This window comes from Dolichospermum sp. UHCC 0259 (genome assembly GCF_009711935.1).
Taxonomy (GTDB): domain Bacteria; phylum Cyanobacteriota; class Cyanobacteriia; order Cyanobacteriales; family Nostocaceae; genus Dolichospermum.
The window spans coordinates 1-12,984 of record NZ_VIKX01000195.1 but is presented as its reverse complement, the minus strand read 5'-3'; the positions used below and the strand labels follow the sequence as shown (position 1 = coordinate 12,984).

Annotated in this window: 8 protein-coding genes and 1 pseudogene; 5 read left to right on the top strand and 4 right to left on the bottom strand. The window is 35.3% G+C overall.

The window, feature by feature from the left end; all coding sequences use genetic code 11:
• Positions 1-401 precede the first annotated feature (401 nt).
• Positions 402-5,141, top strand: a complete 4,740-nt coding sequence (locus FJR05_RS15775; protein ID WP_168644973.1) for an NB-ARC domain-containing protein — start codon at positions 402-404, stop codon at positions 5,139-5,141.
• 16 nt (positions 5,142-5,157) lie between these two features.
• Here FJR05_RS15775 and FJR05_RS15770 read toward each other — a convergent pair whose 3' ends face one another.
• Both FJR05_RS15770 and FJR05_RS28010 read right to left on the bottom strand, forming a co-directional pair.
• Entirely contained in the window at positions 5,158-6,033 is an 876-nt protein-coding gene (locus FJR05_RS15770) for a hypothetical protein (protein ID WP_254446959.1), read from the bottom strand.
• A gap of 3 nt (positions 6,034-6,036) precedes the next feature.
• Positions 6,037-6,234: pseudogene (locus FJR05_RS28010) on the bottom strand (helix-turn-helix domain-containing protein); the annotation flags it as partial.
• A gap of 144 nt (positions 6,235-6,378) precedes the next feature.
• Here FJR05_RS28010 and FJR05_RS15765 point away from each other — a divergent pair.
• The 3 genes from FJR05_RS15765 to eno all read left to right on the top strand — a co-directional run bounded on the left by FJR05_RS15765 (position 6,379) and on the right by eno (position 9,331).
• Positions 6,379-6,738, top strand: a complete 360-nt coding sequence (locus FJR05_RS15765; RefSeq protein WP_168644971.1) for a hypothetical protein — start codon at positions 6,379-6,381, stop codon at positions 6,736-6,738.
• Between the two features lie 177 nt (positions 6,739-6,915).
• Complete coding sequence (locus FJR05_RS15760; protein ID WP_168644970.1) at positions 6,916-7,326, top strand: hypothetical protein; 411 nt, start codon at positions 6,916-6,918, stop codon at positions 7,324-7,326.
• 715 nt (positions 7,327-8,041) lie between these two features.
• The gene (gene eno, locus FJR05_RS15755) at positions 8,042-9,331 is read left to right on the top strand and encodes a phosphopyruvate hydratase (protein ID WP_168644969.1); all 1,290 of its coding nucleotides are present in this window, start codon (positions 8,042-8,044) and stop codon (positions 9,329-9,331) included.
• Positions 9,332-9,417: 86 nt separating this feature from the next.
• On the opposite strand, the gene argC is transcribed toward eno, so the two are convergent.
• Positions 9,418-10,476 (bottom strand): N-acetyl-gamma-glutamyl-phosphate reductase, encoded by a 1,059-nt coding sequence (gene argC / locus FJR05_RS15750; RefSeq protein WP_168644968.1) that lies wholly within the window; start codon positions 10,474-10,476, stop codon positions 9,418-9,420.
• Positions 10,477-11,042: 566 nt separating this feature from the next.
• Between argC and FJR05_RS15745 the strand changes: the two genes are divergently transcribed.
• Positions 11,043-11,834 carry an ABC transporter ATP-binding protein gene (locus FJR05_RS15745; RefSeq protein ID WP_168644967.1) on the top strand — a complete coding sequence of 264 codons (792 nt, stop codon included), beginning with the start codon at positions 11,043-11,045 and terminating at the stop codon, positions 11,832-11,834.
• A gap of 99 nt (positions 11,835-11,933) precedes the next feature.
• Here FJR05_RS15745 and FJR05_RS15740 read toward each other — a convergent pair whose 3' ends face one another.
• On the bottom strand, positions 11,934-12,857 hold the full coding sequence (locus FJR05_RS15740; RefSeq protein ID WP_168644966.1) for a hypothetical protein: 924 nt from the start codon (positions 12,855-12,857) through the stop codon (positions 11,934-11,936).
• Positions 12,858-12,984: the final 127 nt, after the last annotated feature.

The window sequence follows — 12,984 nt, the reverse complement described above, 5'->3', positions numbered from 1 at the left end:
CCTACTTCTACCTACCCTATAAACTCTCGAAAGTGGGGGGAGAGTGAAAAACTACATTGAATCAATGTTAAAAATTTTGCCTGAAGTCTAACCTCACTCCCCTAATAATAAAAGAATGATTACAAAGACTAACTAATTTCACTATAAAACAAGAGATCAAAACTTCTGCCTCACTAATGGTTGTGTTATGCTTGTCTTGCAACTACTTGTGATAACTGCTACCAACCGAAATAAGTAGGAAGACATAGTAGAACGAATGAACAATCAGCCCCGTTTACATCATGTATTCGATTTTACTCAATTTTAGTCACCAAGTACCCCTATGAAGAGTTACTTACTTATGGGTAACTTATGATAAGATACACATAAGCCAATAATTGAAAGGGTTGTACCTATTATTTATGACCAAATCGCTAATTATTGATTTAGGACTAGGCAATTTAGAGCAAGATACCCCTGTGAGGGTCAAGTTATGGTGGAACTCAGAACAAAAAAGAGCGGATGAATATAATACAAATTTACCACCAGATACCATACTCCCTAGACTCTACAAAATTTGGCAAAAGCTTTATGATATCCGCTATCAAACTGTCAGCAGTCGCTCATCTGTAACTTTATTGACAAAAAAGCCTACCCCAACTTATATCCGCAGATGTCCTCAATGGAATTTTGATTATTTGTGGCAAAATATAGATAATTTATCCGATGATCTAAACGATAATAACTTATTACAGCAAGTAGATGATTTTATCAGTTTAGAGGCAGGATTATTAGACCTATGTGAAAATATTAATAGCAGTGATATCAATAAAAATTTAGCCTTAGCACAGCAGAAACTAGAAGAACGTTTTAATATTTGGCTGCAATATCAAGAATTTGTTAATTGCCAGCATCAATGGGATAAAAATGAATTTTTAGATATTAATGATGAAATTTTTGTAATCTTCCAAATTCAAGATCACTTAATCCGCAAACTTCCTTGGCATCAGTGGAATTTTTTTGATAAATATCCCTTGGCTACTCATGGTTTCGGCTCTCTTTCTTATCAAGGTAGATTTGTTAGATCAAAATCAAGTAATCAAGTAGAAATTCTTGCTATTTTGTGTGATGATGAGGGAATTGATTTACAACAGGAACGCATTATTTTTGACCAGTTGGTTAATGATTTAGATGTAAAAATAGACTTTATGACTTTTCCTTTTAACCGTAAACAGTTAGAAGAAAGGTTAGAAAAAGGTTGTGACATTTTATTTTTTGCTGGACACAGTAAAACTCAAAGTGAATCGGGACATATATATATTAATGACCAGGAAAGTGTTACCATCAATGATTTAAATAATAGTTTTAAAGCAGCTATTGATCATGGATTGAGACTGGCAATTTTCAACTCTTGTGATGGACTGGGATTAGCAAATGACCTAGCAAAATTGAATATATCTCATGTTATCGTCATGAAAGAGCAAGTTTCCAATTTCATTGCCCAGGAATTCTTTCGTTATTTTTTAGAGTTTTTTGCTCAGGAAAAATATCCCATATTTTTAGCAGTTCAAGAAGCTAGAAATAAGTTAAAAAAACATGAATTACAACATCCAGGAGCATCCTTTTTACCTGCGATTTGTATAAATCCCGCAGTGGTAGAACCTCTCACCTGGGAAAACTTACGTGCTGTAAATACTAAAGGTTTTCATGCTGATTGGGGAAATGTACCTCCTGTAAACCATTTTTTTGGACGCGCAGAGGAGTTAGAAAAATTAAAACAATGGATAGTTAATGAACGCTGTCGAGTTTTAGCTATTGTTGGGAGTGGAGGAATAGGTAAAACCGGACTTTCTGTGAAGTTAGGTCAGGGTGGGATAGGTAAAACAGATTTATCTGTGAAATTAGCCAGGAGTATGCAAGGTGAATTTGATTATATCATTTGGCGATCGCTCCTTAACGCCCCACCATTTATAGAAATAATCACTGATAGCATCAAATTTCTTTCTCATCAACAAGAAACTAATTTACCAGAATCACCAAATACTCAAATAAATACCTTACTTGGATATTTAAAACAAAATAGATGTCTTTTAATTCTTGATAATATTGAATCAATTTTAGAAGATGGAAAATATCGAGATGGCTATGGCGTTTATGGTGAAATGTTTCAACAAATTAGGCAAGAAAAACATCAAAGCTGTTTGCTGCTTACCAGTCGAGTCATACCACCAGAAATTGAATCAAGAAGATATAAAGATGGTTCTGTTCGTCTTTTAGAATTAACAGGTTTAAGAGAAACAGAAGCAGTCAAGAAAATTTTTCAACAAATCGGTGAATTTAGGGCTACAGATGAAAACTGGGAAAAACTAATTGAAGTTTATGGTGGTAATCCCCTATTTTTAGAACTGAGTGCAGGTTTTATTAAAGAACAATATCAAGGAAACATTGCTATTTTTTTGGAAAAAGAACAACATCTTTTAGAAAAAAGCATCGAAGATGATTTACTAAACTGGCACTTTCAGCGATTAAATAAATTAGAAAAGGAGATAATTTACTGGTTAGCAATTAATCGTGAACCAGTTTCAGAATCAGAATTACTAGAAGATTTACTATCAATCTCTAAATTACAACAAGTCAATAAATATTTGCAATCTTTAAAAAAGAAAATCCCTCTAGAAAAAATAGTAGAAACTTCCACAGATAATCCTAAGTTTACTCTGCAACCTGTGATTATTGAATATATAACTAAGCGATTAATCAATCAAATTGTAGATGAAATTAGAGATAATCAAGTTGAATTATTTAATACTCATGCCTTGTTTAAAGCTCAAGGTAAAGAATATATCAAAGATATGCAAATTCGTTTGATTCTTAAACCAGTTATAGAACAACTACTTCCAGAATCTGAATTTAGAAATATTGATAATAATTTAACCCAATTATCCAAAAATATTCCTCAAAATCATCTAGAACTAATAGAGAAAATACGTGGTGAAATAAATAATTTACATAATCAGATAAATCTTGAGCATCTGCTAATTCCCATCCTATATGCTTTGAAAAAGCAACCTAATAAAGAACCAGGATATGCGGCTGGTAATCTTCTAAATTTATTGATTCAGGAACAGATAGAAAAACAGCAACCTATTTTAAATGACTATGATTTTTCTGATTTAACTGTGTGGCAAACAGACTTCAGCAGAATATCTATTCATAATGTTAATTTTACACAATCAAAATTTAGAAATTGTCTATTTACCGATACTTTTGGCACTGTTTTAAATGTTCAATTCAGCCCAGATGGCAAGTTATTTGCGGGTTGTGATATCAATGGACAAATTTGCATTTGGAGAATGGAAGATAATCAACTTATTACTATATGTGATGGACATAATGATTATGTACTATCAATCTCATTTAGTCCCGATAGTAAATTAATAGCTAGTAGCAGTATAGATAAAACAGTCAAAATTTGGGCAGTGAATACAGGTAAACTATTAAAAACGCTAAAAGGACATACAGGTTGGGTGATTACTGTTAAATTTAGTCCTGATGGTAAAACAATTGCCAGTTGTGGCGGTGATGGTATAAAGATATGGAACATTGAAAATGGAGAATGTTTAAAAACTTTACCAGAACAAGAAACAGGTGTATTTTCGATTGATTTTAGCCCAGATGGGAAAAAACTTGTCAGTGGTAGTCCTGACACAACTATCAAAATGTGGGATGTGGAAACGGGTAAATTATTGCAATCTTTACCAGGGTTGAATAAATTAACAAGTTCAGTTAGTTTTAGTCCTAATGGTAAATTGCTGGCTAACTCTAATGGTGGGGTAACTTATAAAGATAAAGAAGAAGTCGTAAAAATTTGGGAATTTAAAGATGGAAAATGGCAGCATATTCAGACATTAACTGAAAATAAAGCTTCAGTTAGGTCTATTTCTTTTAGTCCAGACAGCCAGAAACTTGTTTGCTGTGTATGTCGATATGATGACTCTCAAAAATATCATCCCATCAAAATTTATGATGTTAAGACATGGGAATTTAAAACTTTAGAAGCTCATACTTTTTGGGTAATGTCTGCTGCTATTCATGCCGATAACCAAAGACTTGTTAGTAGTAGTGAAGATGAAACAATAAAAGTTTGGGATATCAATACAGGAAAGTGTCTTAAAACTCTATCTGGTTATACTGATTGGCAGTTAACAATTGCTTTTCATCCCAATGGTGAAATATTAGCTAGTGGAGATAACAATGCAACTGTAAGACTTTGGAATATTAAAACTGGTAAATGTCTTAAAACTCTACTAGGACATAAAAATACGATTTGGTCACTTGCTTTTAGTCATGATGGTAATCAACTAGCTAGTGGTAGTACAGATACAACTATTAAAATATGGGATATCAAAACTGGTAAATGTGTAAAAACATTTTTTGGAGAAGAAGAAAGAATTTGGTCATTAGCATTTAGTACTGATGACAAAAAACTAGCTAGTAGTAGCTTTAACCAAACAATTAATATATGGGATATTGAAACTGGTAAATCTCAAAATCTGAAACCAGATAAAAGTAGTAATGCTGGCATAAAGTCAGTTGCTTACAGTCCCAATGGTCAAATACTAATTAGCGGTAGTGAAGATAGCACAATTTGTATTTGGGATACGAATACTTATGAATGTTTACAAGTTTTAACCGAACATACAGATAGGGTAAATTCCGTTAAATTCATTAATGATCAAATATTTGTCAGTGCTAGTGAAGATAGTACAATTCGATTATGGAATTTGAATACTTATGAATGTCTGAAAGTTTTTCGAGGACATCAAGATAGATTAACTTCCGTTGATTTTAATGGTCAAATACTCGTTAGTAGTAGTACAGATAGGACAGTGCGACTTTGGGATATGAAAACTGGTGAATGTAGAAAAATTCTCTCAGGACATACAAAAAGAATTGATGCTGTTGTTTTTTCTGCCGATGGTCAAACCGTAGCAAGTTGCAGTAGAGATGGTACAATTAGTTTGTGGGATATGGAAACATATAATCGTCAAATTCTCCGTGTGCCTAGACCTTACGAGGGAATGAATATCACTGGAATTAAAGGTTTAACTGAACAACAAAAAGTCACACTCAAAACTTTGGGTGCTGTGGAAAATTATTGATGGATTAAGTAAGTAATCATAACACATAAAGACCTTTTTCAATAATTTGTTCACCCAGCTTAACTTCAATACAAAAAGGAGATTTTGATTCAATTACAAAACTAGAGCGGAGAGTTTTTCTTCTTGCTAGTTTTTCATCTATTATTTCTCCTGAAGATTCATAAAAAACTAAAATCTTCAGGTTTTCAGGTAACTGAATTTGTTGATTCGTCGTCAGTATTTGTAAAGTTATGCTATGTAAACCTTTTTCTAATGTTTCATTGAGTTCTTCTTTTTTTATTTTCAACAACAGAGATGTATTTATTGGAGTTAAATGGATAATTTTGCCAATTTCATTACGGTCATTTTCTTGGCTTCTAACTTGAGATGATAAGGGGCGACTCCTTTCAATTGTTTGATTTATGAATTTTTTTGGATCATCCCAACCAGGGGGGAAATTGGGTTTATTAAATTTTCCAGATAAAGAAATTATATTATTCCGTTGATTATTATTAGGCTCATTTGCATCCAAAATCTGAATACTTTCAATAGGGAAACCATTTAATTCCGTGAGTATTTTTGATTGAATCAGATTTACTAATTCTTCAATATCTTTTCCAGAACCTTCTATAAACACCTTGATACTACCTCGTTTTAGGTCTTTAATTATAATTGTATGCCCTGGAAATTGTTGTAAAGCTGTGTCAACAAATTTGGATTTTTCAATAAATTCTATATCACCTTTTAAATAAATAACTGCTTTCACTATTTCAGTTTGACTATCTATAACAGTTATTTGACGATTAAGTGTTTGCATTGTTTTTTCCTCCTGATCAGTTACTGCAATGCAGCAAGAATCTGTTTGTGATTTTGCAATTGGTTTTTCTATTGGCAGACAATCTTCCCAGTTCAATCCTAACTCATCGCAAATTTGTTTATAACGATCAACTGTAATTGGGCTACCATTAAAAAATTTGCTGACAGTAGATCGAGATAGTTTAAGAAAATCAGCTAATACTTGTTGTGTATATCCTAACCTAAGTAAAGCTATTCGTGCCTTCTCTCTAACTTCAGCAGAGGCTGTCAATGAACTACGTCCAGGTGTCTGTGTCATACAGAGGTTTTCAACTATTCAATCATAAGTTGAGTATAAAACAATCATGAAACAAACACAACTTAATCATTACTAAGACACGAGTTCAGATTTATGGCATTACAGTGAAACAAGTAAATAAAAATTATCCTCTAAGAAATTACCATGAACAAATTCCATAAATTGCTGATGGGTACAACAGCCATAGTTTCCATGTTTGGCTGGAATGTAAATATAGCTCAAGCGCAATCCATACCAGCATACTGCACTGGATCGGCAATTGGTTCTTTACTTGGTCTAGTAATTACAGGTAATGCTGAAGCGGCATCATCTGCAATTCCGCCAGAATGCACCACTCAAAATCAAAATACATCACAATCTCCGGCTTATCCAGATGATCAAAAACGGGTTGATATTGACACATATATTAGGCTGCAAGACCTCCGCAATGAAGAAATTAAACGTCGGAATGGATGGCTAACTGAACCTGATAATGTGCCTTTGAGTAGTGGACCAAATCCTTAAATTCATCTCTAAGTCGTAGGTTGGTTTGACGAAAGAAAACCCAACACCATTCTTTGTTTTGTCGGTTGGGTAATATGATATTTTTTTTGACCCCAACTTAACTCATTTTTAGCTTTTCCTATCTGTTAATAATTTGCAAAAACTCTCTTTCAACTTTTAGTAATCAAGGACATCACCATGAACAAATTTCATAAATTATTGATGGGTACAACAGCCATAGTTTCTATGTTTGGCTGGAATGTAAATATGGCTCAAGCTCAATCTCAATCTCGTACTACATACAGATGTTATCGGGATAGTGAGGGAACAACTAGGCTTAAACCCAGTGTTCCTGGCTCTGTGATAGAAACAGGAGGTTGCTACATCCCAGTATCTTTTGGTCGGTGTGTTGCAGCTAAATCACTTTTTAATTTCCGTCTATCTGGTGCGCCTTCTAATCCGTCAGGATTCGATCAATGTACTACAGTTTCGCCGCGAATTGTTGAAGATCCAGCCACAAGTAAAAAATACTATTACCTTAAAGATGGTGTTCCTGGAAGTTCATTGACTGGAGTTGAGTATGGCACTGGTGTTATTTTACAAAAATAGGTAGAATGAATCAATTCAAAATTCAACCTAACTCATTTTCAGTTTTTCCTATCTGTTAATAATTTGCAAAAACTTTCTTTCAACTTTTAGTGGTAGGTTGGGTTGACGAAAGGAAACCCAACACGAAGTATTTTTCACTAGATAGATATTAACAAGGACATCACCATGAACAAGTTTCATAAATTGTTGATAACTACTAGCGTTATAGTTTCTATATTTGGGTGAAATATTTACAGCACTCAAGCACAAAATAGTCTGGAATTGATTAAAATCTCAGCTAACACAATAGATTCGATAAGAGATACCAATAATCTCAAATATATAAATTTATAAATATCTGTCTGAATCAGGATGTCGAGGATGTGAGGATTGACAGGATTTTGTACCTAAATATTAAAAATAGTACCTAATTTCTTCAGCAACAGTCAAGCAGTATAAATAATCCTGTACATCCTTATAATCCTAAAAATCCTGATTCTGACAAAATAAAGTATCAATAAATAATCCTGTACATCCTTTAATCCTGGATATCCTGATTCTGACAAATTCCGTGTTTCCTTCCATACTCAGGGATCATTACCACCCGTCGTGATTGGAAATCTTCTTTAATGTCAGCCGATTTTGCCTCAGAAACACATAAACTAACGATTGGGTTATTAGTAAACTGTAAAGGTTAAACCCTGACGACATAATCAAAATCAAGGACAAACCACGAATGACTAAATTTCTAGACACCGCTATTGAAGCCATTGTCTCCCGCGAAATCCTCGACTCACGGGGAAGACCTACACTAGAAGCGGAAGTACATTTAGCTGGTGGTGCAGTCGGACTCGCACAAGTTCCTAGCGGGGCTTCTACAGGCACATTTGAAGCCCATGAACTGCGGGATGGGGATAAAAGCCGTTATGGTGGTAAAGGAGTCCTCACAGCGGTAAAAAACGCCAATGAGATATTAGCACCCAAATTATTAGGTTTGGATGTCCTCAACCAAGAATTGTTAGACCGGACAATGATTGCTACAGATGGTTCAGCTAACAAATCTAACTTAGGCGCAAATGCAATTTTAGGTATTTCCTTAGCAGCGGCTAAAGCGGGTGCAGTAGCTTTAGATATTCCTCTCTATCGTTATTTGGGTGGCCCTTTGGCGAATTTATTGCCAGTTCCCTTAATGAATGTGATCAATGGTGGAGCGCACGCATCTAATAATGTTGATTTTCAAGAGTTTATGATTGTCCCTATCGGCGCTCCTTCTTTCAAAGAAGCGTTGCGTTGGGGTGCGGAAGTATTTGCGACTCTTAGCAAAGTGTTAGATGATAAGGGTTTGCTGACTGGTGTAGGTGATGAAGGTGGTTTTGCACCTAACCTAGAATCTAACCAAGTGGCTTTAGAATTGCTCGTAGCAGCGATTAAACAAGCGGGTTATAAACCTGGTGAAGAAGTAGCTTTGGCTTTAGATGTGGCTGCAAGTGAATTTTACAAAAATGGGCAATATGTTTATGATGGTAAACCTCATAGCCCTGTTGAGTTTATTGATTATTTAGGTCAGTTGGTTGACCAATATCCCATTGTTTCCATTGAAGATGGTTTACATGAGGAAGATTGGCAAAGTTGGCAATTACTGACTCAGAAAATTGGTTCAAAAGTACAATTGGTGGGTGACGATTTATTTGTAACTAATGCCACCCGCTTACAAAAAGGGATTGAACAAAAAGCCGCTAACTCGATTTTGATTAAATTGAATCAAATCGGTTCTCTAACTGAAACTTTGGAAACCATTGATTTAGCGACTCGCAACGGTTTCCGTTCAGTTATTAGCCATCGTTCCGGTGAAACTGAAGATACAACCATTGCTGATTTAGCTGTAGCCACTCGCGCCGGTCAAATCAAAACAGGTTCTCTGTGTCGGAGTGAACGGGTAGCAAAATACAATCGTTTACTCAGAATTGAGGATGAATTAGGCGATCGCGCCATCTATGCTGGTACTGTTGGTTTAGGACCAAAGTAGAGACTGGGGACTGGGGACTGGGGACTGGGAAGAAAAATATTCTACCTCTGCTCCTCTGCTCCCCTGCTCCCCTGCTCTGTTCCCTTTTAAGGATAAAACCCAACTTTAGGTAATCCCAAGGTTTCATCCCAGCCTAGCATTAGGTTCATACACTGAATCGCTTGTCCGGCTTGACCTTTAATCAGGTTGTCAATGGCTGACATGACGATAACACGACCAGTGCGGGGGTCAACTTCTATACCTATATAACAATTGTTACTGCCACACGCCCATTTTGTTTGGGGATAAGTGCCACTATTGCAGATTTTCACCCAGGGGGAATTGCGATAAAAGGCACTGTAAATGGTAATTAGGTCGTCACGGACTAAACCAGGATCACGCATATTGGCGTACACAGTGGCTAAAATCCCCCGCACCATCGGGATGAGATGGGGTGTAAATTGGATTTTTACGTTATGTCCTGCCAATTCGCTACATATTTGCTCAATTTCTGGGGTGTGGCGGTGTCTACCGACGTTATAAGCACCCAGGGAGTTATCAGCTTCGGCTAACAACAGGTTAATTTTACCTTGTCTACCGCCCCCAGATGTTCCAGATTTGGCATCAATAATGGCTGTTTCAGGAACTATTAAACCTTGTTTTAGAAGTGGGGAAAGTGCAAGTAAACTGGCTGTAGGATAGCAACCGGGACAGCCAATCAGATTTGATTCGGCAATGCGATCGCGGTACAATTCTGGTAAACCATAAACTGCTGTCGCGGCTATAGTGCGATCGCTTCTTTCTGTACCATACCAATCTGTATAAGTTTTCAAATCACCAAAGCGATAGTCAGCACTCAGATCCAGTACCTTACAACCTTTTTCTATAAGTTGAGGGGCAATGTCGCAAGCGAGTCCATTGGGTAAAGATAAAAATACCACTTCACAGCGACTAGCAATAACTTCCGGTTCTACCGCCTCAATGGACAAATTCACTATATTAGCGAAATGTGGATACAGATCAGCAAAGGATTTACCCGCACTGCTTTCACCACCTAAATAAACAATTTCCACTTCAGGATGATCCATCAGCAGTCGCACTAGCTGCACTCCGCCATACCCTGACGCGCCAACAATTCCGACTGGTACGCGTCTTAAATTTCCCATGATCTTAAATCCTTATCCACTTTTAGTTATCTATTATCAATCATCAGGAGTCAAGCTACTAGCTAATTACTGATGACTTTATTATTGAACTTTCGCTGCATTGTATCCCACATTCCGCACCCACAACTGTCACACCCCAAGGAAACGGATGTAATTAGTACATAAGAACTAATCACCAAGAGAATTTGTTGAGGCTAAATAGGAATTATTACTATTAAGCTTGCGCTGCTGATGCTAGAAAGGAATTAACCAAAATAAGTAAAGAATTTAAATATCATCAGGTAGAAAATGTCGTTAATCAAATTAATGTTCTGAAATTTTCATGGCGTTTTTAACTTTATTTTTAGATAAGTATAAGTTACAATTATGTATTTAGATTATCAGCATATAATTATATTATTAAAATTCTCTACCAAACCAGTCTTATATTTATTGATCCTTATTGAGAATACATTTGAGCAATTTTTCTATCCAAAATCATTTTTTTTGAGCCAAAGGTAATTTTTTACTCCTTTTTTATGAAGCAAATTCCGTAATAACCACCATATTATACTACTACGGCAACTATGCCACGTAACGGATTTTTAGAAATCGAAAATTTAGTTAAATTCTATCCAACTCAGGATAAAGGACAATGCACAGTTTTAGATAACGTTAATTTGACCATTGATGAAGATGAATATATTTCTGTAATTGGTCATTCTGGTTGTGGTAAATCCACATTATTAAAAATAATTGGTGGTTTTGAAAAAGCTACATCTGGCTCAGTTCGCTTAGATGGAAAAGAGATTCGGAAACCAGGAGCAGATAGAATGATGGTATTTCAAAATTATTCATTATTACCTTGCTTGACTGTCCGTGAAAATATCCGTTTAGCAGTAGATAAAGTTCTCAAAAATGCTAATCGGGCTGAAAAAATTAGCATTGTCAATGAACATTTAGCAATGGTAAACTTGACCCCAGCAGCAGATAAATATCCTGATGAAATTTCTGGAGGAATGAAACAAAGAGTGGGTATTGCTAGGGCTTTAGCAATTCGTCCCAAAATGTTATTAATGGATGAACCTTTTGGGGCTTTAGATGCCTTAACTCGTGGTAAATTGCAACGTCAAGTATTAGATATTTGGGAAAATCATCGTCAAGCAGTGATGATGATTACCCATGATGTTGACGAAGCAATTTATATGTCTGACAGAATTATTTTGATGACTAATGGACCATCAGCAAAGATAGGAGAAATTTTAAAAGTTCCTTTTGAACATCCTAGAGATAGAATGGCCATGCGGAACTCCAAAGAATATTTTGAACTCCGCAATCATGCTCTTAACTTTCTCGATCAAAATTTTACACCAGAGTAGGGGCAAACCCCCCGTGATTGCCCAGATTTGTCTAGAAATTCCACAAAATACCCAAACAAACCCCCCTTTAGAATCGCAAGTTATTAAAATTTTTGTTTCTTAATTACCAGAGACAACTTTCAATCCCGGAGAGTTTAAAATTTCAGTATTATCTTTTCTCACTATTAAAGTAGAGGTAGAATTGCCATCTTCGGTTATAGGTTGTTCTAATATGTAAAAATAATCTCCATTTTGCCAACCTGTAATACATTTACCATCTCGACAGGAAACTTTACCACCTGTTAACTGAAGACATTTACCATTAGTATCACATCCTTTATAACTAATATTTCCTGTGTTATTGACTCCATTCCAAGAATCATGGTTTCCTGTGGTTATAGTCCATTTACCATTGCTAATAGTTTGGGTATTTTTTGGACTATTATTAGTTAATTCTCCACTAACGACATTATTTCCTACAATTACTGATCCTGATTTTTGATTGTTGCTGTTTGTGGATGATTTATCTTTGATAATCTCCATTTTGGTAATAATAGATTCCTTGCGAGTTTTACCACAAGGTTCTGCACTTTCACAATCACTAACTGATTCTATTTGATAAACAGCACGAACTTTTTTATTTAAAAATTTTTCTTCCTCAGCACAAATTTCAAAAGTCGCACCAACATTGTGTTCAATTCCTTTCTTATCTACTAAAGTGACGTAACACATTAAATCACCGTTGACTAATTTTGTCACTGTTCCCACCTTTGGTTGTTTATTAGTATTTTTATTATTGTCTAGGTTTTTACGAACCAGTTTTTCCTCATCTTCCTGATTGGTTTCATTTTCCTGAGTTTCTGATACTGGAGAAGATTCTTGTTTATCCTCTTTGTCCTCTCCTGCTACTGAAGAACTTTCCCTTTGACTTTGTGTTACAGTATCACTCGAATCTTCTGGAACTCTATCCTGTGGTGTGATACCGCAACTTATCAGAGATATACAGCTAAGAATTATAGAAATTGTAGGAATTAGTTTTTTCATGGTGAAATTACAATAGTTGAGAATATTCCCATATTCTAACACTAAGTAGGTGAACAAAATAAAAATGAGGGGTATTGCGTTTTATAAAATGGCTGAAACTAGTGTGTTAATTCTGTGAATCCTTTAC